This window comes from Enterococcus sp. DIV0167 (assembly GCF_050541555.1).
GTDB lineage: Bacteria > Bacillota > Bacilli > Lactobacillales > Enterococcaceae > Enterococcus > Enterococcus faecalis.
Genome location: NZ_CP172933.1, coordinates 1,014,441 through 1,037,078 on the forward strand (window position 1 = coordinate 1,014,441; position 22,638 = coordinate 1,037,078).

The following is a 22,638-nucleotide window of genomic DNA, read 5'->3' on the forward strand; positions in this document are numbered from 1 at the left end:
AAAATGAAATTAATTGGGATCGTCGGATCAAACGCTGATTCTTCTTATAATCGGTTACTACTGCAATATATTGGCAAAGAGTTTTATAAAATGTTCGACTTGGAAATTTTAGAAATTAAAGATATTCCAATGTTTAATCAAAGTAAGGATCAAACGAACAGTGTTTTGATTCAGAATATGAATCGCAAAATTTTACAAGCAGACGGCGTAATTATTGCGACGCCCGAACATAACCATACCATTCCTGCCGGTTTGAAAAGTGTGTTAGAATGGTTATCTTTCAAAATTCATCCGCTGGAAAATAAACCAGTAATGATTGTTGGTTGCTCTTATTATGATCAAGGAACCTCGCGTGCGCAATTACATCTCCGTCAAATTCTTGATGCACCTGGTGTCAATGCAATCGTGATGCCTGGAAACGAGTTTTTATTAGGAAAAGCGAAAGAAGCATTTGATGAAAACGGCAACTTAATTGCGGAGGGAACACGTCAATTTTTAGAAAGCACATTACAAAAATTCGTGGAATTCATTGATGTGATTTCAAAATTAGAAGGGGCTAAGCCAAAAGACTTACCAGAAGATTTACATGCAAAAGGAACCATTGAAACAACGATCGAAGGGGTTGATATGGCAGCAGATGATTGGGTAGAACAAGCAGCAGAAGCGGTTCAGGCTGTGGAAGGCGACACATACGTAAAATTAGATCGAGGCATTTTAACCGTAGATCAGCTAAATTATTTCTTAAAATCAATGCCAATGGAATTGACTTACGCAGACAGTAATAATCAATTTTTATATTACAATAAAAAAATGGCTGCTGAAGAAATGTTTGCTAAACGGCAACCAGGACAGGTTGGTAATCCATTAGCGAATTGCCATCCGCCAAAAGCATTGAAAAATGTAGAATGGGTGATTCAACAATTACGGTCAGGAAAAACAGATGCTATTCGCGTTCATGTTCCAATGCACGGACCAGATACCTATGTAGTGCATAATTATCAAGCGATGTATGATGATAATGGAAATTACGCGGGAATTAATGAGTATATTTTAGACTTTAAACCAATTGTTGATTGGTATTTAAAACAAACAGGGCAAGAATTAGTCGGTGGAAAAAACGTCGATGCAGTCAGTGGTGCCTCCAAAAAAGAAGCACCAGAAACGGCAGATAGTGTCTCAAGTGCATCAGTCCATGAAGAAGAGTCAGCGACCGAAAAGCCAACAGTTGACAGCGTTTCTAGCGCTTCAATTAAAGAGTAAAATAACAGCAAAAAATAGCGGCAACAAGTAGTCATACTGTATTCAGATTAGCAATGCCAAATGAGGACTTTTATTGACAGAAGCTGATACTTAAAAGAGTAAGAACTTTATAGGAAGATAGTATAGAAGGCGAACCAAAAGTTTCAATCATTTTTGACGAATAGGCTAGAAAAGAAACAGAAAATTAGTCAAACAAATCAGCTTTTCTTTAAATTTAAAGTAAAAAAATAACAAAAAAAGCCTCCTTGGTGACGCAAGGGGGCTTTTTTTGGTTAAAATAATACTTTTCTATGAAGATTCCTAAATATCGAAAGAATCATTTTTAAATTTGTGGAAAAAATAAGCAAGATTGACACTCACGTCTTGTTAAAAAAATAGATACTTAAGGCGTGATAGTTTGGAGTTGAAAATGTGACTACTTTGTTAGATGAATTATTAGACCAAGAATTCCGAGATAAATTACTTATTTATCAAACTTTTATGAATAGTGAAGGTCCATTATTAAAAGAAGAATTTTATGGATATTTTGATTTATCCACTCAAAAGTTAGAATCGTTGTGCCGTCAAATAAATTATGAATGTACACAGATTTCTTCAAGGAGTCAAATTCTTTTTCCAGCTAAAGGACTGATTAGTGCGCAAAAATTATCGCAAATTGATTATCAAGCCTTAAGAAAATATTATTTTGATCAATCACTAATGGCCAAGTTGCTTCTTGATGTGGGCCTCTATCAAAAGCACACGATTCAAGAATTTTCTCAAATTCATTTTATGAGCAAAAGCAAAATTTATGCCTTCTCGTATAAACTAAATCTGATTTTAGCTAATTGGCATATTAAATTAAAGTCAACAGGCTTGGTTGGAGAAGAGAAAAATATCCGAAGTTTTTGTTTTCAATGCTTGTATTATTTTTATGGAAGTAATCAAGAAAGGCTGCCTAACATTTTGCTGGAAAATAGTCCTGGCATTAAACGATTTATAAACGATTTACAACTGATGTATCAAAGAACGTTTAGTCTTAATCAAAGCGCACAACTATTTATTCTTTTAACGATCCAACGTTTTCGTGTATTTTCTGATCATGTAGTGGACTCTTTTACGGAAGTTCATGTGCCTAGCTGTTTACAGCACGCGTTTGAAAAAATCTATACAAGCGAAACACCTCTTTTTAAAGAGGATTTTGGCAAAGAGACTTCATATATTTTTCTTTTTTTAAGTTTAAATGAATACATTGATAGTCCGATTGTTTTTCCAGATAAGTTAACCATGTTAGACGAATTTATTGATCATATGAATAGTGTTATTCCTTTCTTTGAAAAGCGAATTACGGTGGAAACAAAAGAAAAATTAAAGTTGATTTGTTATCGCTGGGACCGCCTATACTTTTCAGTGGCTGCATTTATTCCCGCCAAGCAGAGCAGTTTCTTTGAAGAGCGGTTTCCTCAAATTCATCGCGCCTTAGATGGTTTTATACAAAAGACAGAGTCGCTGTATCAAAAACGATTTTTAATGTATGAACGTGTGCATCTATATTATGATTTTATGTTTTGTTTGTTAAATGATCGGTCTTTTTGCGCAATTGAAAAAACGATTCATGTATTTGTTGATTTTTCTGGTGGGGAGGATTATAACCGCTTTATTGCAAAAATTATTGCTTCTTTCAATTATATGGATGTCATGATTGATCACAAATTAACCTTAGAAACCGATTTGTATTTGTCCGATTTTTATAGTTCGAAAGTACGGTGTCGTCAATTGACATGGCGTCATTTGCCGGAAACAAAAGATTGGCAAGTATTTGCTGAGGTGGTCAGAGAACTAAGAAAGGGAGAGACTCAGAAAAATGAGCACTATGAGAGAGACCCAATCGAGATGTGGCGAGAACAAGAATACGAAGGATAGTCAATTGAGACAAGCAGGTAACTATAAAGATTTAACTGGCCAAAAGTTTGGTGAGTTGACAGTAGTAGCACCAACGGCAAAAAGAAAAGAAGGGCTAATTGTTTGGGCCTGTCGCTGTTCTTGTGGGAGCTATACAGAAGCTTCAAGAAGACAACTAATTCGTGGGTATCGAACCAAATGTGCGCACCATCGCTATCAAACAATGTTGAAAAAAAACTATCATGAATTAGTCGTGGTACGGATCGAAAGTATTCAACAGACAATGAAAGCGTATTGTCTGTGTTCGTGCGGACAATCTTGCTGGGTTCGCTGTGAAAATTTGTTGAATGGCCATACCAAAAGTTGCGGTCATCGTAAAAAGAAGGATTACCGACAAAGAGTTGCTGGTGTAATTCCAGGGAAGTTGCAAAGTAAACGCCCCAAAAATAATAGCAGCGGACACAAAGGAGTGAGCCAGACCGCTTCTGGGAAATGGCTGGCTTATATCTCTTTGAAAGGCAAGCGCCATAACTTAGGTATCTTTACGAAAAAAAGTGAAGCAATTTTAGCAAGAAAATTAGCAGAACGTCGTCTATTTCAACCAATTTTACAACAAGAAATAGTGACTACAAATAAGGAAGTTTAGCAACAGAGAGGATGCGAAAGATGTTAGCAGGCTTATTTTCAGTAACTGGAATGATTTTATTGGGGATTTTATTTTGCTTAATTGGTTATCAAACGTTTCGAAAACATCATCATTAAGAGAAGAATGTTCTAGCTAGATAATTTCATCGACAGATGAAATTATCTAGCTTTTTTTATAAAAAAGCTAAGAAAAGGATAAGAGATTGTGGAAATTCTTTAGGTTGTTTAACAAAGCCTTAATTTCCTTTGTTTTAGATTGTGGTTAAGAAGATTTTTCTCTATACTAAGTCTTCGGAAATCAAAGAAAAGAAAGGAGCGAGTGATGTGGTTAAAAAAATTGGTTTAAGTATAATGCTCTTATTTTTTTTCTTAATTATCGCACTCCCAATCTATGCGTGGAAGATTGAGCCGAATTTAGTTCACGTTAATCAGGTGACTTTGGGAAAGAAAAATCAACGAGAACCATTGAATGTTGTGCAACTTTCGGATATACAAGTTTCAGAATTTTATGAGACGAAGCGGTTAGATAAAGTCATAAAAAAAGTCAATCGTGAAAAACCAGATATTATCGTTTTTACAGGTGATTTATTTGACAATTATGCCAAAAATCCGCAACAAAAAGAACCGATGATTGAAAAATTAAAACAGTTGCAAGCGACAATTGGAAAATATGCAGTTTGGGGAAATCATGATTATGGTGGCGGTGCTTCTGCGGTGTATGATGAAGTCATGGAGGCCAGTGGCTTTACCGTTATGAAAAACCAAGGAGAAACAGTAACCTTAGCAGATGGACGCCGTCTTTTTATTGGTGGTTTAGATGACTCGTTATTAGGAAATCCTTCCGTTTCAGAAACATTATCCTATCGAGAAACGTATGACTATGCGTTATTAATGACCCATGAACCAGATGTCGCGGATGCATTTGTTGGTACGGGTACACAGTTAGTTTTAGCAGGACATAGCCATGGCGGACAAATTTGGATTCCTTTTTATCCAATCACAAATGTTTTAGCAGAAAAGTATACCAGAGGATTGTATCAGTTGGACCAAGAAACGCAACTATATGTTAATACAGGCCTAGGAACGACCGCCATTCATGCCCGTTTTGGGGTGATCCCTGAAATTACACATTTTACTATCTATATTTAAAAAGTCTGGTCAATCCGACCAGACTTTTTTCTGTTATTTAACAGAATTATTTTTAAGAAAAAGATGTTCATATTTTGGTGAAACGTTTCTATAAAATGCTTTAAAATATCTAGAAAAGAGTATTTTTATGGAAAAAGAAGCAGGGGAAATAATTTCTTTATAAATGGTCTATAGCGCTTTTTAATGCTGTTATTTTTAAATAAAACCATAATGTAAGGGTTTACAACCGTTTGAAGTGAATGTATAATCTGTTTGTAGAAACGTTTCACTAAAAAGAAAGGAACCCTGCTTATGAAAAAACTAAAAAAGTTTTATGATCAGCGGCAATTGCATTGGATGGTACTTCCGGGTGTAGCATTCATGATTGTCTTTAACTACATTCCAATTTATGGAATTATCATTGCTTTTAAAAATTATACGATTGTTGATACGGTTTCTTCTGCACCATGGGTTGGACTTGAAAATTTTCGAATCATTATGGAAGATAGTTTTTTTTGGGAAGCAGTTCGTAATACCTTAGCGATTAGTTTAATGAAACTTTTTTTAGGATTCGCTATTCCGATTATCTTAGCGGTAATGATTTTTGAAATGAGAGATGGCCATTTAAAAAAAGTGATTCAGACAATTTCTTATATTCCGCACTTTTTTTCTTGGATCGTTTTAGGCGGGATGTTGATTTCGTGGCTTTCAACAAATGGCTTTATCAACCAAGTCATGATGTCGTTAGGCTTAATGAATCAGGGCGTCAATCATTTGTTAGATCCTGATAAGTATTGGTGGATTGCTGTTCTTTCTGATTTGTGGAAAGAAGTAGGTTGGGGCACGATTCTCTATCTTGCTGGCATGTCTCGTATTGATCCAACGTTTTATGAAGCGGCGAGAATTGATGGTGCTTCAAAATTAACACAAATCCGAACGATTACTTTGCCCTTATTAGCACCGATTATTTCGTTGAACTTAATTCTAAATGTTAGCGGTTTATTGGGATCGAACTTAGATCAAACGTTGGTTTTAATGAATGCTCAAAACCAAAACAAATCAGAAGTAATTAATTCATTTGTTTATCGTATGGGGCTAACGCAAGGGGACTTTTCTTATGCGACGGCAGTTGGTTTAGGGATTTCTGTTATTTCAATTGTTTTATTAGTCATTACAGATCGCATTACTAGAAAAATGAACAATGGTCGGTCGGTTATTTTATAAAGGAGGCAACAGCTGTGATTAAAAGAAAATCAAAAGAAAACAAATGGTTTTACTTTTTCAATACGTTAATTCTTGTGTTGTTTTCTTTATTAATTATCGTGCCAATTTGGAATATTTTAGTTTCCTCAGTTTCGTCAAGTTCGGGTTTAGCCGGTAAAGGCTTGGTTTTATGGCCGAAAGGATTTACGCTAGAAAATTATCGGAAAGTTTTTTCGGATAGTAGCATTCCGCGAGCGTTTTTGATTTCTGTTTTAAAAACAGTCATCGGTGCGTCGACGCATACGCTGTTCTGTGCAATTGTTGCTTATGGACTTAGTAAATCTAGACTAGTCGGGCGTAATATTTATACAACGATGGGTGTCATTACAATGTACTTTGGTGGGGGCATGATTCCCACGTATCTTTTGATTAAGTCATTAGGACTCTTAGATACCTTCTGGGTATATATCATTCCAGCTTTATTTAGCTATTATGATGTAGTTATCTTAATGAACTTTTTCCGAGAAATTCCACCATCTTTAGAAGAATCCGCCAAAATAGACGGCGCCAGTGAGTTTCAAATTTTTTATAAAATCTTTTTACCTTTAACAAAACCGGCATTAGCCACCATTATTTTATTTAATGGGGTTGGTCAATGGAATGACTTTATGACCACGAAATTATATATTACCAAAGAATATCTGTATCCATTGCAGATGAAAATTTATGAAATTATTGTTCAATCAAACTTGAGTACCATGACAGAGAGCGGCAGTACAGATATGGTGGTGCAGGCAACGACACGTGGTGTTCAGCTAGCAACAATTGTCATTACAACGATACCAATTTTAATCATTTATCCATTACTACAAAAACACTTTATCGGCGGTATGATGGCCGGTGCAGTAAAAGAATAAAGAAAGTAGGGAACAATATGAAAAAAGTTTTAGGCGGTTTATTGGTGGCAACGGCGGTCGTTAGTTTAGCGGCATGTAGCGGTGGGGAAAAGAAAGCTAGCTCAGATGTCTCAATTAAGGATCGGTATGAATTAGATGAAAAGACGCCTGCTTGGAAGTTAGATAAGAAGAAAGAACCGACCAAGATTAAATGGTATATTAACTCAGATTGGACGGCATTGCCTTTTGGAAAAGATGTGACCACTGCGCAGATTAAAAAAGATTTAAATGTGGATATTGAATTTATTTCCGGCGATGATTCAAAATTAAATGCCATGATTTCAAGTGGAGATATGCCTGATATCGTGACATTAACTGAAAAAACTGGACAAGCAGCATTGAAAGCAGATTCTTGGGCCTATTCTTTAAACGATTTAGCTAAAAAATATGACCCCTATTTAATGAAAGTTGTTAACCAAGATACGTTTAAATGGTATGCCTTAGAGGATGGAAAAACATATGGTTACCCTAATTACTCTAATACAAAAGCGGATTATGAAAGTGGAAATATCCCAGTAAATGATAATTTTGTTATTCGTGAAGATGTCTATAATGCATTAGGCAAGCCAGACGTTTCAACACCAGAAAATTTTGAAAAAGTCATGCAACAGATTAAAGAAAAATATCCTGAGATGACCCCAATGGGCTTCACCACAGTGGGCGATGGTGCAGGACCATTTTTAGACAAATTACAAGACTTCTTAGGTGTTCCTTTAGAGGATAAAAATGGTAAATACTATGATCGAAATTTAGATAAAGAATACTTAGAATGGTTAAAAACATTTAATGATGTTTACCGAGCAGGCAATATTAGTGATGATAGCTTCACAGATGATGGAGCGACGTTTGATGAAAAAGTGAAACAAGGAAATTATGCAACCATGCTCGTTGCTGGAACCAGTGGTCAAGGTGGGAACTTCACAGAATTTATGAAAAAATCTGGCACACGTTATATAGCCATTGATGGACCAAGTAGCACTTCTGGCCGAAAACCAACATTAAATCAAACCGGCATTTCAGGTTGGTTAAGTAATTACATTACGAAAGATGCGAAAGATCCAGCGAAAGTCACTCAACTATTCACATATTTAATTGATGAACCGGGACAAATTTTAACAAAATATGGTGTTGAAGGAGTTACTTATGCGTACAATGATCAAGGAAAAATTGATTATTTACCAGAAGTGAAAAAATTAGAACAAACAGACAATGATGCCTACAACAAAAAATATGGCATTAGTCGTTTCCTATACTTTAACAATGACCGTGTTAATAAACTAAAAGTGCCAATGGAAAGTGCTTTAACGCAAATGCAAGAATGGGGCAAAGGAAAATTAGTCCCACATTTCGTAATTGAAAATATTAATCCAGATGCAGGAACGCCGGAAGCTCGGGCGAATGAAGCGATTGAAACCAAACTAAATACAACCGTTATTTCAATGATTCGTGCGAAAGATGATAAAGCCTTTGACAAATCTTTAGAAGACTACAAAGCATTCTTAAAATCAAATAAATGGGATGCAATTGAAAAAATAAAATCTGAGAAAATGGCAGAAAACAGAGACAAACTTAAGTAAGAGAGGAGGAGAGAAAAGCGGATAAAGCAACGAGAAATCCGCTTTTCTCTTTTAATATGAATAAGCTATTTGCATATGAAGGTCGGTATTATCGGATTTTTTCTTTTATTGCCAACTTGATCATTATTAATTTTCTCTTTTTAATTACCTGTATAACAGGCATCTTTAGCGGTGTCGGCTTAATTGCGTTGTATCGAACGATTTATCGTTTGTATCGTGAAAAAGATATTCCTGTTTTACGAACGTTTTGGACAGCATTAAAAAATAATATCATGCGAGGTTTTATTTTAACAGGTGTCTTGTTCGTTGCTTTTTTACTGGGCGGTATTGTCGTAACAAGTTTATTTAAAATAGCCACTAGTTTAGGTTTCTTAGCTATTTTTCTATTAAGTTTTGTTGCATTATTTTTGACGAGTTTTCTTTTTCTCTTTTCCGTTTTTAATTGGTCCGTTAAAAAGACACTAAGTGAGACGGTTTATGTGGTCTTAAGTAATAGTGCCAATGCGATTATTTTGTTTATTTTACCTCTTTTAACGTTTGTTTTTTTCTATAAGCTTAATTTGTTTTTATATATTGCGTTAGGATTCGGGACAACGGCTTTTCTTCAAGTTGCGTTTTTTCAGAAAGTGTTAGGTGTGGAACATGAATGAGTATTTTGAGTTTTGGCAAAAGACCAAGGAAGAACTTCAAAAAATACCGCTAGATATCCATCGGCGGGTCATTGACTATCCATTGGAAAATGTTCAAGTGGAACAGGTCGACTTTTTAAGTTTCCTAGGTGAGCGCATCTTTGGCTATTTGTTACTTCCTAAAACGGCGGGGAAACAGCCAATAGTGATTGACTGTTTAGGCTATATGAATCATATTCAAGAACCTTGGCAATTTGCTCATTGGACACAAATTGGTTGTGCTTGTTTTGTCATTGATAATCGAGGTCAAGGGGGATTAACCAAAGATCGTGTGCCATATCAAACAATTTGGCATGAAGCACCAATGGGACGAGGATTTCTAGACAAAGAAGATTGGTACCAACGCCGCTTGTTTGCCGACCATTTACGTAGCGTAGAAGTGGTGCGGACCTTTACTGAAATTAATCAGGACCAAATCATTCTTCGTGGTGGTTCCCAAGGGGGTGGCGTAGTGTTAATGGTGAACAGTTTAGTCGACTTCCCGATTTTAGCTACTTTTGCAGATGTTCCAAGTCATTCTTGTTTAGAAAATAGAGTAGCAGAAGGAACGGGTTCGTATCAAATTATTCATCAGTACTTACAAGAGCATCCTCAAGCGCATGAAAAAATTGCCGCAGTTCTTCCTTATTTTGATAGTCGTCACTTTGTTTCGCAAATTAAAAATCCAGTCTTTGCTTCTGTTGGGAGTCACGATCCGATATGTCCGATGAAAGATTTTTTCCCTTCTTATCATCAGATAAAGGCAAGAAAAGCAGTCAGAGTATATTGGAAAAAAGGTCATGGTGGCGGTGAAACAACCCAGATCCGTCGTGAAATGCGTCAAATTCAACAACTATTGCAGGAGGTTAAAAATGAAAATAGCTACGTATAATGTCCGGGTAGATACAGAGTATGACCAAGATTGGCAATGGTCTTTTCGTAAAGAGGCTGTTTGTCAGTTAATCAATTTTCATGATTGGAGCCTTTGTTGTATTCAAGAAGTACGACCGAATCAAGTCAGGGATTTAAAGGCGTATACAACATTCACCTGTCTTTCTGCGGAAAGAGAAGGGGATGGTCAAGGAGAAGGACTAGCGATTCTCTATAACGAACAAAAAGTTCAGGCTATTGATACAGGGTATTTTTGGTTATCTGAAACACCTCAGCAGCCAAGTATCCATCCTGAAGCTGGCTGTCCAAGAATTGCTTTGTGGGGACTATTTAAGGAAACGACTCAAAATACGCCTTTTTTAGTCATCAATGTTCATTTGGATCATATTTCAGCTCATGCTCGTTTAGCAGGAATGACCGTTATCTTAGAGGAGTTACATGACAAAATTGCACAGTATCCAACTTTATTAATGGGCGATTTTAATGCAGAGTCGGGGGAAGCGGTGCATCAACTTGTTCAAAAAAAATTTCAAGATAGCAAAAATTTAGCTACTCATTATGGCCCAAGAGGAACATTTCAAAATTTTACTTACACAAAACCTTGGGCGGAATTAGAAGAAATTGATTATATTTATGTAAAAGGTTGGCAAGTACAGCAAACCGCAAGTTTAACAGATAGTATCGATGGACGTTTTCCCTCCGACCATTTTCCTTTAGAAGCAGAAGTATGTATTGAAGAAAGGTGAGAGTATGAAAGAAAATCAACTGATTCAATTAGTCGAAGAAATGACAATTGATGAGAAAATTAATCAATTATTACAATTAGCAGCAGCGTTTTATTCAGATAAAGCAGAAGAAAAGACCGGCCCTATGTCAGAGCTAGGACTAAGTCAAGAAACGATTGATACGGCGGGGACAACATTGGGTGTTTCCGGTGCAAATGAAGCAAAACGTGTTCAAAAAGAATATATGCAAAATCATCGATTAAATATTCCAACACTTTTAATGGCGGATATTATTCATGGTTTCAGAACCATCTTTCCGATTCCTTTGGCTTTAGGAAGCACTTGGGATGAAGCAGCGGTTGAAAAAATGGCGGAGATTTCAGCAAAAGAAGCTGCTGTTTCAGGATTACATGTAACCTTTTCGCCAATGGTTGATTTAGTGCGCGATCCACGTTGGGGACGTGTCATGGAGTCAACAGGTGAAGATCCATTACTCAACAGCCGCTTAGCTGCTGCAATGGTTAGAGGTTACCAAGGAGAAAATTTAAAAGAGGACAATTGGCGAGTAGCCGCGTGCGTGAAGCACTTTGCGGCATATGGTGGTGCCTTAGCTGGTCGGGATTATAATACGGTAGATATGTCTGAACGGCAGCTAAGAGAAATGTATTTACCTGGCTATAAAGCTGGATTAGATGCGGGTGCAAAACTTGTCATGACGTCCTTCAATACAGTGGATGGGATTCCTGCTACAGGCAACCAATGGCTGTTTAGAGACGTATTACGAAATGAATTTGGCTTTGAAGGAGTTGTGATTTCAGACTGGGGAGCGATTAAAGAATTAATTCCTCATGGCGTTGCCAAAGATGAAAAACAGGCAGCAGAATTGGCTATCAAAGCTGGTGTAGATATTGAAATGATGACCACGTGTTATCCAGATTATTTAAAAGAATTACTTGAAGAAGGCCGGATTGCTGAAACACTTATTGATGAAGCAGTTATGCGAATTTTAAAACTAAAAAATGAGCTAGGCCTATTTGAAAATCCCTATCGTGGTGCGGATGAACAAGTGGAAGCAGAAGTGATTTTAAGCAAAGAACATCGAGAAATAGCTAAAAAGATTGCTCAAAAATCAATGGTTCTTTTAAAAAATGAAAATATTTTGCCTTTTACACCGCAAGAAAAAATCGCGCTTGTCGGCCCAGGGGCCCAATCACAAGATATTTTAGGGGCTTGGTCATGGCAAGGAAAGAAAGAAGAAGCCATTTCCCTCGTGGCTGGTGCCCAAAAATTAACCACAAATCTTCTAGTTGCCCAAGAACCCTTTGATTACTTTGAACCGACCGCGGCGGCCATTGAAGAGGCTTTAACGTTAGCTAGTCAAGCAGATAAAGTAGTAGTGGCACTAGGCGAAACAGATTGGATGAGTGGGGAAGCTGCCAGTCGCAGTGATATTCGTCTACCCGAAAAACAATTAGCAGTAGTGGCACAAATTATTGAGAAAAATCCCAATGTTGTTGTCACGGTCTACAGTGGCCGGCCCTTAGATTTACAAGGGATAGATGTTGCAAAAGGAATTGTGCAAGCTTGGCAACCTGGAACAGAAGGGGGCAATGCGCTAGCAGAAATTTTGTGGGGAGAGTACAATCCAAGTGGTCGTTTAAGTATGTCGTTTCCAGAAACGGTTGGTCAAGTGCCAATTTTTTACAATGTCGACAATACTGGGCGTCCTTATGAGTCAGCACCAGAAGAAAAATATGTTTCTAAATATTTAGATGTCTCTAATTACGCTAAATATCCCTTTGGATTTGGCTTAAGTTATAGTCATTTCTCTTATCAACCAATTCAACTAAGTGCATTAACATTTACCAAAGAACAACCAGTCACGGTCTCTGTTTTAGTAAGAAATGACAGTCCAATCGCTGGAGAGGAAACCGTGCAATTTTATGTACGTGATTTGGTGGGACAAGTGGTTCGCCCAATTAAAGAGTTAAAAGATTTCCAAAAAGTTTGGCTGGAACCAAAGGAAGAAAAAGAAGTTCAGTTTCTTCTTTCAGAGGATATGGTGCGCTATGTTCATTCAGATAATCAGGTAACCAGTGATGCAGGTGAATTTATCGTAATGATTGGTGGAAATAGTCGCGATGTACAAACCGCAACAGTCACGTTAAATGAATAAGATGGGAAGGATAAGTTATGCAGATAAAGAAGCTTAAGCAAGCAGACACAGTTGCTACATTTCTAGAGACAGGTGATTTAAAAGAATTGAATAGCTGTGGCATGATGATTAATCAATTAGAAGGTAATCCTTTAGACGGCAGTATGAACCAACTCTATTTGCGGATAATTACAGGGGACACAATTAATTATCGACCAATGATTGGTTCCAACAGTCAAAGTGATTTTTATCTTTCAGATAATCAATTGACATGGCGGGGTGAATTTGAAGCGGTTCGTTACCAAGTTGACTTTCGTTTGGGGCCAAGCAATCAATGGTTCTGGCGGGTTAATGTCACTGGAACTGGCTTAGTAGATATTGTTTATGGTCAAGATATTGGCTTAGCGACAAAAGGAGCCGTTCAGTCAAATGAAGCGTATGTGTCGCAGTATCTTGATCATCACATTTGGCAAGAGGGCGAAGAGCTTGTTGTTTTATCAAGACAAAATCAACCGCAAAATGAGAAGTTTCCAGCCCTTATTCAAGGGAGTTTTCAAAAATTAGTAGGCTACTCAACGGACGGTTATCAATTTTTCGGACGTTCATTTAAACAAACAAACACACCAGAAGCATTGGGGAAAAGATATTTAGCAAATGAAGTCTATCAATATGAATTTGCTTACACCGCTTTACAAACGGAAGCCGTCCAATTAACGAATGAAAGTAAGGAATTTGTTTTTTATGGTGCGGTAACAGAAACACATCCGCAAGCATTAGCTGAACCTTTTTTATCGAAAGAAGACTTACAAGCTATTTATGAAACTGTGACATTCGATTCATTAGAAGAAACACAGGACTTTCCTCCGAAACTTTTAGGAGAACCTATCACAGGAAATCCATTAACAGAAGAAGAGTTGGCCGCACTTTATCCCATTCAGACACAAATTGAAAAAGTAGCAGGTCAGACGTATTCCTTTTTCACGGAAAATTACCATCACGTTGTACTTCAAGAAAAAGAAATTGCCATGGAAAGAGCGCATGGCCACATTTTATTAAGTGGTAAAGGCTTAACGGTTGACGAACCTTTGCTTAGTACGACAGTGTATATGTATGGCATTTTCAATTCACAAGTAGTTTTAGGAAATACGACCATGAACAAATTAATGAGTAATAGCCGAAACGCTTTAAACGTTATGAAACGCTCTGGTCAACGAATCTACATTTTAGAGAATGGCTTATGGCGCTTACTAACAATGCCTTCTGCTTTTGAAATGGGGTTGAACTCTGCTACGTGGTATTATAAGTTGCCAAAGGATACAATTCGAGTGCGCACCTTCACTTCGCCTGATTCAAGAGTGATTCAATTGGAAGTGACCAGTCAAAAGGATGCATATATGTGGGCTGTTTCTAACCATTTGTTATTAGGACCGGAAGAAGTCCCAACCTATCAATTAGAACAAACTGGCAAAACACTTCGAGTGACGGGAAATCATTCTGCTACAGAAAATTATTACCCAGAACTAACCTATGCATTGACAGTTGATAAATCATTTCAAGTAACCGATAGCACATTATTTGGTGGAGCTGAAGCAGACTTATTAGTCTTGGCAATCGAAAAGACCCAAAAATTTTCACTACTTATTACGGGCAGTATAGAGGACCAAGCATTAGTCAATACACCATTAGATTTTGAAAAAGCAGAAAGTCAATATTTAGCATTCATTAATGGCTTGTTACATCATTTTGAGTTAACACACACAGACTCAAGTGTGCAGCAAATGAATCAATTAACTCGTTGGTATACTCATAATATGCTCGTTCATTATTTGTCGCCACATGGCTTAGAACAGTATGGTGGAGCAGCTTGGGGCACACGAGATGTGTCGCAAGGACCGACAGAATTTTTCTTTGCGACGCAACAGCCTAAGATCGTGGCCTCCATTATTCAGCATCTATTTGAAAATCAATTTGAGGACGATGGCAACTGGCCGCAATGGTTTATGTTTGACCGATACGAAGAACAAAAAGCCAGTGAAAGCCATGGCGATATTATCGTCTGGCCATTGAAAGTAGTGACTGATTATTTGGAACAAACTGCAGATTATTCAATCTTAGCTACGGAAATCCCTTATACAAGTCGCAAAGATAATCACAAAACAAAAGAAACAGCATCTTTATTTGAACATTTGAAAAAAGAAATAAATTATATTGAACAACATTTTTTACCAGAAACTTTTCTATCCTGTTACGGTGACGGCGATTGGGATGACACGTTACAACCTTATGATAATCGTCTTAAAGAGCAAATGGCTAGTAGTTGGACCGTTGCCTTAACGTATCAAGTGTTGAAAAAATTTGCGGCTTTAATTACGGAAATCGATGCTACTTATAGTCAGCACTTAGCAATTTTAGTCGCAGGAATAAAGAACGATTTTCAAAAATATATGTTGGCGGATGAAACGATTCCAGGGTTTATTTATATGGAAACGCCAGAAACTTTTGAACAAATGATTCACCCAAATGACCAAAAAACAGGGATTCAATATCGATTATTGCCAATGACTCGTAGTATGTTAGCTGAATTATTAACACCGGAACAAGTAAGTCATCATTTAGAAATTATTGAAAAAGAATTAACGTTTCCTGATGGCGTGCGTTTAATGAACAAACCAGCGAACTATCGAGGCGGTGTGAGCACTAATTTTAAACGAGCAGAACAGGCGGCTAATTTTGGTCGCGAAATTGGTTTACAGTATGTTCATGCGCACATTCGCTATACAGAAGCGATGGCGAAAATTGGTCAGCGAGACAAAACCTGGCAAGCATTAATGCAAATCAATCCAGTTCAATTAAAAGAAGTGGTTCACAATGCAGAGTTACGCCAAGCCAATGCCTATTTTAGTAGTTCCGATGGCGATTTTAAAACAAGGTATGAATCACAAGAAAATTTTGGTAAACTAAAAGATGGAAGTATTGGGGTAAAAGGTGGCTGGCGAATTTATTCAAGCGGGCCGGGAATTTATTTAAATCAATTAATTACAGCTGTTTTAGGGATTCGGCAAAAGGCCCAAAGTGTGGTTTTCGATCCCGTGTTACCAGAAAAATTGTCTGGTTTAGCACTAACTTACCAATTGTTTGATAAACCTGTCACATATAAATTTTATCCAAATCAGTCAGCGAAAATAGTTATTGATGGTCAAGAGGTTCCGTTTAAGTTTGAAGAAAACCCTTATCGAGAAGGGGGAATGGAAGTTCAAAAAGACGAGGTGCTTTCATTATTAAATGAAGCAAGTGTTATTGAAATTTACCATTAGAAAGGAGAGTAGTCCATGGTAGGAATTAAAGATATTGCAAAAAAAGCAGGCGTATCAATCTCGACCGTTTCTTACGCATTGAATGGGAGTTCAAAGGTAACTGAAGAAACACGAACGCGCATCCAAGCAATTGCTGAAGAGCTAAACTATGTTCCTAACATGGCCGCTCGCACATTAAAACGTCGTCAAACCAATATTATTGGTGTCTATTTGGCCGATTATGGCGGTAGTTTTTATGGTGAATTGTTGGAGGGAATTAAGAAAGGCTTAGCACTGTTTGATTATGAGATGATTGTCTGCAGCGGTAAAAAGTCACATCTTTTCATTCCTGAAAAAATGGTGGATGGGGCAATTATTTTAGATTGGACATTTCCAACAAAAGAAATTGAAAAGTTTGCTGAACGAGGCCATTCAATCGTTGTCCTTGATCGAACCACTGAGCATAGGAATATTCGGCAAGTTCTCTTGGATAATCGTGGCGGTGCCACGCAGGCAATTGAGCAATTTGTCAATGTGGGTTCAAAAAAAGTTCTTCTGCTTTCTGGACCAGAAAAAGGTTATGATAGCCAAGAAAGATTGGCTGTTAGTACACGAGAATTAACTCGTTTTGGGATACCTTATGAAATTATCCAAGGCGATTTTACCGAACCTTCTGGCTATGCGGCTGCTAAAAAAATTTTGAGTCAACCACAGACAGAACCAGTCGATGTTTTTGCTTTTAATGATGAAATGGCGATCGGTGTCTATAAATATGTTGCAGAAACAAATTACCAAATGGGGAAAGACATTCGGATTATTGGTTTTGATAATTCTGAACTAGGTGCGTTTGTGCAACCGCGATTAGCAACAATTGCCTATTCTAAACATCGATGGGGCATGGTGGCTGCAGAGAAAATTATTCATTTAATGCGGGGAGAAGCTGCTGAGAGCGAACACATTTACACACGTTTTATAGAAGGAGAATCTTTTCCGTCTGAATAATAAATAAAAAGTTTGGTCCAATGCTAGCTAAGCTAGCGGACCAAACTTTTTTCTGTAATGGTAATTTCTTCTGATGCAATGGGTTCATCCAGACTGAGAAGGCGATCTCTAAATTTAAAATGGACCGGCTTGTTCTCATTAATAAATTCATACGGGTAAGCGCCTTGGATTGTTTCACCAGGATTGATTTCATCTGCTAAACGATCTAATTTGTCTTGGAAAGGTGAATCTGTTAAGACTGCATATTGTAAATTTTGGGCTTTTCCGTGGACAGTTTGGCTAACTTCCATAAAACTTTGAATCATTAGCTGAATATTTTGTGTTTTTTCGGTTGTATTGGTTAATTCAAACAGGACATAAAACATTGGTTTGCCTTGATAATCTTTTCCTTTATGCAAGGCAGTTAAGGCTAAACGTCCATCTGGAACCAACAATGTTCGATTTTCATACGTCCCAATACTTGTCGCCAACACTTCATCAGGTGCGGGCGCACTTTGACTTGCTGGGCTGCCACTTACAGTTGAACAAGCACTTAATAAGGTACTTAGAACGAGTAAGCTCATTAAAATGTAGGGTTTCCTCATATAAAGTCCTCACTTTGGTTGATTGACTATGTAAAAAACAAATTGCTTGTATCTATATAAAAAAGAGTGCTACAAGCAATATTTTAATCGTAGTTCTAGTAAATAGCAATACTTTTATCAAAATTCATGTTTGGAAATATAATTTGAAAAATATTTTTAACTAACAGAAAAACATTTCTAACAAAAAGTATTGGCTCAAAGTAAAGAGATCATTTTGTTAGAAATGAGAAATGGCAACATAAAAGTTTTCTATTTTTCTGCAATTAAGACAGTTTCAAAAGTGAATTCACTAGGAATATGATTCGCAATTGAGTATTCAAAAATATGTCCATTGCCTAGGTAAGCAATTTGTTCTGCACGCATCAGGAAATCATTATCGGTTAAGTTTAAATATTTTTTTTCCAACGCAGAAGGACGGATCCCAGAAATGCTGACCCGCGCACTTTGAATTTTTTGATGCAATTGTTCCGAAATATATTGATAAATGGAGACTTTCAATTCTTTCATTGTCAAGTTCGGAATTAAAGCAACGGGCATCCAAGTGTATTCAATAATTGAGGGCACATCTTCGATAATCCGTAAACGAATAATTTTGTAGACTAACTCTTCTTCTGTAATACTTAATTTTTCAGTCACCCAAGGCTCAGGTACTTCTGTTGCAAAGCCTAAAACCACGGATTCAACTTTTCCATCGTAGGTTGAGTAAGTGCCGGTTAACGGAGAAAATTTAGTAATGGTTCGATTTTGAAAGTCTTGAACAAAGCTGCCCGAGCCACGTCGTCTGACAACATAACCTTCTTGCACAAGCAAATGTAAGGCTTTTGTAATGGTTAGTTCGCTGACCTGATATTTTTCTGCAAGAAGACGACCTTGGGGTAACTTTTGATTAATGGGATAAACACCTGCTTCAATATCCTGTTTTATAGCTGCATAAATTTCTTTATAACGTGTATTTGTCCGCATCAGAGTCCTCCTTTATCACCAGTATTTCTCTCATTATACCATGAATTTAACATGTTAAAACTATATATTTATTTTTAACGTAACCACTTAATAATCAAGTACTTAAATAAAAGTAGTTGACTTATTCTTTTTAAAACTATATAGTTTTAAAAGTAAACAGAAGAACTTATTGATCTGATTGGTACTTTTTGTGAAAACCTTTTACAATAAAAGGGCAGCACAGAAAAGAGGGAGGTATGACAATGGAACATCACCAACTAAAAGCATTTCCGCAAGATTTTTTATGGGGCTCTGCTTCGGCAGCTTATCAAGTAGAAGGTGCTTGGAATGAAGACGGCAAAGGCGCCTCTGTTTGGGATGAATTTGTTCGGCTACCAGGAAAAACGTTCAAAGAGACAACTGGTGATTTAGCCGTCGATCATTATCATCGTTTCAAAGAAGATGTGGCTTTAATGAAACAACAAGGTTTAAAAGCATATCGTTTCTCGATTGCATGGACACGAATTTTACCTGAAGGACGTGGTCAAGTAAATCAAGCGGGACTGAAATTTTATTCAGATTTAATTGATGAGTTATTAGCGGCAGGAATTGAACCAATGGTAACTTTGTATCATTGGGATTTGCCAGCTGTTTTGCAAAAAGAATATGGTGGCTGGGAATCAAGAAAAATTATTGATGATTTTGTGGCCTATGCGAAGATTTTATTTGACGCTTTCCGTGGCAAAGTTCGCTATTGGATTAGTTTAAATGAACAAAATGTGTTTACTTCGTTAGGTTATCAATTAGCCGTGCATCCTCCCGGCGTAACAGATAATAAACGGATGTATGAGGCCAATCATATTGCTAATTTAGCCAATGCAGCAGTGATTAATGCGTTTCATGAATTAGAAATGCCTGGCAAAATTGGCCCTAGCTTTGCTTATACGCCTGTTTATGCCGTTGATGCGCATCCTGCCAATGTTTTGGCGGCAGAAAATGCAGAAGATTTGTTGTCGCATTTTTGGTTAGATGTCTATCTTTGGGGAGAATACCCAATTGCCGCATTAAATTACTTACAGGAGCAAGGTGTGGCCCCAACGATAAAAGAGGGCGATTTAGCGTTACTACGTTCAGCCAAACCTGATTTTCTAGGTATTAATTATTATCGGACGGATACGGTTGCTGCTAATCCATTAGATGGTGTTGGAATAGGGAAGATGAATACAACGGGTGAAAAGGGTTCTGAAACGGAATCTGGGGTACCGGGTTTATTTAAAAAAGTAAATAATCCATATGTTGAACGAACGAACTGGGATTGGGCCATTGACCCGCAAGGTTTGAGAATTGCCTTACGACGATTAGCTAGTCGCTATCAAGTGCCTATTTTAATTACTGAAAATGGGTTAGGCGAATATGATACCTTAACAGAAGATAAACAAATTCACGATACGTATCGCATTGATTATTTGCGAAGCCATATCCAAGCGATTCAAGAGGCGATTACGGATGGCGTTTCAGTTATTGGTTATTGTACATGGAGTTACACCGATTTACTGTCGTGGCTTAACGGCTATCAAAAGCGTTATGGTTTTGTCTATGTGGATCAAGATGAAACACAAAAAGGTTCCTTAGAAAGAATCCCGAAAGACAGTTATTATTGGTATCAAAAAGTCATTGAAACAAATGGACTTATCTAATTATAAGAAAAGAGTGTGGAAAATATGACAGTAAAAATGGGGTTTATTGGATTTGGTAAAAGTGCCAACCGCTACCATTTACCTTACGTAATGATTCGAGAAACACTAGAAGTGAAAACGATTTTCGATTTACATGTTAATGAAAAAGCAGCAGCGCCCTTTAAAGAAAAAGGCGTAAATTTTACCACTGACCTTAATGAATTATTGACGGATCCAGAAATTGAATTGATCACAATCTGTACGCCTGCGCATACACATTATGATTTAGCCAAACAAGCCATTTTAGCTGGTAAATCAGTGATTGTGGAAAAACCATTTTGTGATACGTTAGAACACGCAGAGGAATTATTTGCATTAGGGCAAGAAAAAGGGGTAGTAGTGATGCCTTATCAAAATCGACGTTTCGACGGCGATTACCTAGCGATGAAGCAAGTAGTAGAGCAAGGCTTTTTAGGAGAAATCAATGAAGTGGAAACGCATATTGATTATTATCGACCAGGAAGTATCACGGAACAAGGACCTAAAGAAAATGGTTCGTTTTACGGACTAGGCATTCATTTAATGGATCGCATGATTGCTCTTTTCGGGCGTCCAGATCAAGTCACTTATGATATTCGTAATAATGAAGTGAGCGAGGCAGTCGATAATTATTTTGACGTTGATTTACATTATGGTTCAAAATTAAAAGTAAAAGTTAAAACGAATCATTCTGTCGCTAGTCCGTATCCACGTTTTATTGTTCATGGCAGCAATGGCTCGTTCATCAAATATGGCGAAGATCAACAAGAAAATGATTTAAAAGCCGGAATCATGCCGGATGCACCAGGCTTTGGAGAAGATTCACCAATGTATTATGGAGAAGTGACCTACCGTAATGGCAATGGCGACTGGATTAAAAAACAAATTAAAACGCCTGTAGGTGATTACGGTCGTTATTATGATGCCGTCTATGAAACGTTGAAAAATGGTGCACCGCAACTAGTAACTAAAGAGCAAGCATTAACTAACATCGAAATTTTAGAAGCAGGTTTTCTTAACCCAAGTACAAGTGTTTATCGTTTGAAAGAAAACTAAAGCGTGTTTAAATGACTTGAAAAGCGCCTGCCCCACAGTCCAGACAACTGTGGGGCAGGCGCTTTTATTTATAAAGAGTTGTGAATTTTAATATAAGAAACGTATATTGTTAGTAAAAATAAAAAAAGGAAAGACATCTTAGTAGCACTACTTCCCCAAGAATTGCTACTAAAATGTCTTTTGTGATGCTCGCTCAATTGAAGAGCCTTAAATAGGATATCGAATATCCAGTATAAATGCAAGTAAACTACTTTATAGTTAATATTAGTATACTTCATAAAATAATTTTTCAAAGAGAAAAAGGCTTGTTATGAGAAAAAATTAATTTTTAACTTGTTTTTTCTAAGCAAGATTCGGGTGAAAAAGACAATAATTACTGAAGCTGAATGGTAATTAAAGAGGTTCTTTGCTAAAATAGGAAAGACAAGAAAGTTTGGTTAACGAAAGAACCAAATCAGAAAGGAGGACAACCAGTGGAAAGTTGGCTTTTTTTACTACTGATTGCCTTGATTGCGTTTGTTGCAAAAAATCAAAGTTTATTAATTGCGTCAGTTGTTGTGCTTGCTTTAAAAGCTTTACCAAATAGTGCGAAAATCATGTCGTGGTTGTCAGATAAAGGCATTAATTTAGGCGTCACAATTATTTCAATTACCATTTTAGTCCCGATTGCTACAGGACAAATTGGCTTAAAGGATTTAATTCAATCATTCAAAACACCGATGGGATGGCTGGGGATACTTTGTGGAATTCTGGTGGCTGTTTTATCCTCAAAAGGAGTAGGTTTAATTAATCAATCGCCTGAGATTACGGTGGCCTTAGTTTTTGGAACGATTCTTGGCGTCGTTTTTTTAAAAGGAATTGCAGCTGGTCCGATTATTGCATCGGGGATGATGTACGTAATCATTACTACCTTTCAAGCCTTTCAACACTAAAAAAGCAAACAAAACGCGTAAACGT

Annotated in this window: 18 protein-coding genes; 16 read left to right on the top strand and 2 right to left on the bottom strand. The window is 37.1% G+C overall.

The genetic code is table 11. From position 1 onward, the window contains the following. The first annotated feature begins 3 nt into the window (after positions 1–3). The 13 genes from IGM09_RS05040 (at position 4) to IGM09_RS05100 (ending at position 17,384) form a co-directional block, all read left to right on the top strand. Entirely contained in the window at positions 4–1,260 is a 1,257-nt protein-coding gene (locus IGM09_RS05040) for an NADPH-dependent oxidoreductase (protein WP_002360528.1), read from the top strand. 411 nt (positions 1,261–1,671) lie between these two features. Continuing rightward, complete coding sequence (locus IGM09_RS05045) at positions 1,672–3,162, top strand: helix-turn-helix domain-containing protein (protein WP_002379356.1); 1,491 nt, start codon at positions 1,672–1,674, stop codon at positions 3,160–3,162. Continuing rightward, positions 3,113–3,787 carry an AP endonuclease gene (locus IGM09_RS05050; protein ID WP_016630267.1) on the top strand — a complete coding sequence of 225 codons (675 nt, stop codon included), beginning with the start codon at positions 3,113–3,115 and terminating at the stop codon, positions 3,785–3,787. The genes IGM09_RS05045 and IGM09_RS05050 overlap by 50 nt, the downstream gene beginning before the upstream one ends. A 257-nt stretch (positions 3,788–4,044) precedes the next feature. Then, positions 4,045–4,935, top strand: a complete 891-nt coding sequence (locus tag IGM09_RS05055; RefSeq protein WP_002384670.1) for a metallophosphoesterase — start codon at positions 4,045–4,047, stop codon at positions 4,933–4,935. A gap of 291 nt (positions 4,936–5,226) precedes the next feature. After that, on the top strand, positions 5,227–6,138 hold the full coding sequence (locus IGM09_RS05060) for an ABC transporter permease (protein ID WP_002382199.1): 912 nt from the start codon (positions 5,227–5,229) through the stop codon (positions 6,136–6,138). A 14-nt stretch (positions 6,139–6,152) separates the two neighbouring features. Beyond that, positions 6,153–7,034: a carbohydrate ABC transporter permease gene (locus IGM09_RS05065; RefSeq protein WP_002357901.1), complete on the top strand. Its 882-nt coding sequence runs from the start codon at positions 6,153–6,155 to the stop codon at positions 7,032–7,034. Positions 7,035–7,051: 17 nt separating this feature from the next. Next, on the top strand, positions 7,052–8,650 hold the full coding sequence (locus IGM09_RS05070) for an ABC transporter substrate-binding protein (protein ID WP_002357899.1): 1,599 nt from the start codon (positions 7,052–7,054) through the stop codon (positions 8,648–8,650). 56 nt (positions 8,651–8,706) lie between these two features. Further along, positions 8,707–9,300 carry a DUF624 domain-containing protein gene (locus tag IGM09_RS05075; protein ID WP_010707662.1) on the top strand — a complete coding sequence of 198 codons (594 nt, stop codon included), beginning with the start codon at positions 8,707–8,709 and terminating at the stop codon, positions 9,298–9,300. Then, complete coding sequence (locus IGM09_RS05080) at positions 9,293–10,210, top strand: acetylxylan esterase (RefSeq protein ID WP_002382200.1); 918 nt, start codon at positions 9,293–9,295, stop codon at positions 10,208–10,210. Before IGM09_RS05075 ends, IGM09_RS05080 begins: the two co-directional genes overlap by 8 nt. Beyond that, entirely contained in the window at positions 10,191–10,955 is a 765-nt protein-coding gene (locus IGM09_RS05085) for an endonuclease/exonuclease/phosphatase family protein (protein ID WP_002377753.1), read from the top strand. The genes IGM09_RS05080 and IGM09_RS05085 overlap by 20 nt, the downstream gene beginning before the upstream one ends. A 4-nt stretch (positions 10,956–10,959) precedes the next feature. Continuing rightward, complete coding sequence (locus IGM09_RS05090) at positions 10,960–13,110, top strand: glycoside hydrolase family 3 N-terminal domain-containing protein (protein WP_033624919.1); 2,151 nt, start codon at positions 10,960–10,962, stop codon at positions 13,108–13,110. A 17-nt stretch (positions 13,111–13,127) separates the two neighbouring features. Beyond that, on the top strand, positions 13,128–16,403 hold the full coding sequence (locus tag IGM09_RS05095) for a GH36-type glycosyl hydrolase domain-containing protein (RefSeq protein ID WP_033624920.1): 3,276 nt from the start codon (positions 13,128–13,130) through the stop codon (positions 16,401–16,403). Between the two features lie 15 nt (positions 16,404–16,418). Further along, on the top strand, positions 16,419–17,384 hold the full coding sequence (locus IGM09_RS05100) for a LacI family DNA-binding transcriptional regulator (protein WP_002363772.1): 966 nt from the start codon (positions 16,419–16,421) through the stop codon (positions 17,382–17,384). 32 nt (positions 17,385–17,416) lie between these two features. Here the strand turns inward: IGM09_RS05100 and IGM09_RS05105 are convergent, their stop codons facing one another. Beyond that, positions 17,417–17,947, bottom strand: coding sequence for a DUF5067 domain-containing protein (locus IGM09_RS05105; protein WP_002384665.1), 531 nt, complete (start codon positions 17,945–17,947; stop codon positions 17,417–17,419). A gap of 270 nt (positions 17,948–18,217) precedes the next feature. After that, entirely contained in the window at positions 18,218–18,931 is a 714-nt protein-coding gene (locus tag IGM09_RS05110; RefSeq protein ID WP_002366529.1) for a GntR family transcriptional regulator, read from the bottom strand. Between the two features lie 242 nt (positions 18,932–19,173). On the opposite strand from IGM09_RS05110, the gene IGM09_RS05115 reads away from it, so the two are divergent. The 3 genes from IGM09_RS05115 (at position 19,174) to IGM09_RS05125 (ending at position 22,613) form a co-directional block, all read left to right on the top strand. After that, positions 19,174–20,607: a glycoside hydrolase family 1 protein gene (locus tag IGM09_RS05115; protein WP_002366531.1), complete on the top strand. Its 1,434-nt coding sequence runs from the start codon at positions 19,174–19,176 to the stop codon at positions 20,605–20,607. A 24-nt stretch (positions 20,608–20,631) separates the two neighbouring features. Then, a complete protein-coding gene (locus tag IGM09_RS05120; protein ID WP_033624922.1) occupies positions 20,632–21,681 on the top strand; it encodes an oxidoreductase in 1,050 nt (349 codons plus the stop codon). A 473-nt stretch (positions 21,682–22,154) separates the two neighbouring features. After that, positions 22,155–22,613: a DUF441 domain-containing protein gene (locus tag IGM09_RS05125; RefSeq protein ID WP_002357887.1), complete on the top strand. Its 459-nt coding sequence runs from the start codon at positions 22,155–22,157 to the stop codon at positions 22,611–22,613. Positions 22,614–22,638: the final 25 nt, after the last annotated feature.

What these genes read in the sequence shown, in the direction of transcription:
- IGM09_RS05115 (WP_002366531.1), top strand. Translation starts at nt 19,174, where the DNA reads ATGGAACATCACCAACTAAAAGCATTTCCGCAAGATTTTTTATGGGGC.
- IGM09_RS05085 (WP_002377753.1), top strand. Translation starts at nt 10,191, where the DNA reads ATGAAAATAGCTACGTATAATGTCCGGGTAGATACAGAGTATGACCAA.
- IGM09_RS05060 (WP_002382199.1), top strand. Translation starts at nt 5,227, where the DNA reads ATGAAAAAACTAAAAAAGTTTTATGATCAGCGGCAATTGCATTGGATG.
- IGM09_RS05040 (WP_002360528.1), top strand. Translation starts at nt 4, where the DNA reads ATGAAATTAATTGGGATCGTCGGATCAAACGCTGATTCTTCTTATAAT.
- IGM09_RS05070 (WP_002357899.1), top strand. Translation starts at nt 7,052, where the DNA reads ATGAAAAAAGTTTTAGGCGGTTTATTGGTGGCAACGGCGGTCGTTAGT.
- IGM09_RS05050 (WP_016630267.1), top strand. Translation starts at nt 3,113, where the DNA reads ATGAGAGAGACCCAATCGAGATGTGGCGAGAACAAGAATACGAAGGAT.
- IGM09_RS05100 (WP_002363772.1), top strand. Translation starts at nt 16,419, where the DNA reads ATGGTAGGAATTAAAGATATTGCAAAAAAAGCAGGCGTATCAATCTCG.
- IGM09_RS05110 (WP_002366529.1), bottom strand. Translation starts at nt 18,931, where the DNA reads ATGCGGACAAATACACGTTATAAAGAAATTTATGCAGCTATAAAACAG.
- IGM09_RS05080 (WP_002382200.1), top strand. Translation starts at nt 9,293, where the DNA reads ATGAATGAGTATTTTGAGTTTTGGCAAAAGACCAAGGAAGAACTTCAA.
- IGM09_RS05105 (WP_002384665.1), bottom strand. Translation starts at nt 17,947, where the DNA reads ATGAGCTTACTCGTTCTAAGTACCTTATTAAGTGCTTGTTCAACTGTA.
- IGM09_RS05075 (WP_010707662.1), top strand. Translation starts at nt 8,707, where the DNA reads ATGAATAAGCTATTTGCATATGAAGGTCGGTATTATCGGATTTTTTCT.
- IGM09_RS05090 (WP_033624919.1), top strand. Translation starts at nt 10,960, where the DNA reads ATGAAAGAAAATCAACTGATTCAATTAGTCGAAGAAATGACAATTGAT.
- IGM09_RS05095 (WP_033624920.1), top strand. Translation starts at nt 13,128, where the DNA reads ATGCAGATAAAGAAGCTTAAGCAAGCAGACACAGTTGCTACATTTCTA.
- IGM09_RS05120 (WP_033624922.1), top strand. Translation starts at nt 20,632, where the DNA reads ATGACAGTAAAAATGGGGTTTATTGGATTTGGTAAAAGTGCCAACCGC.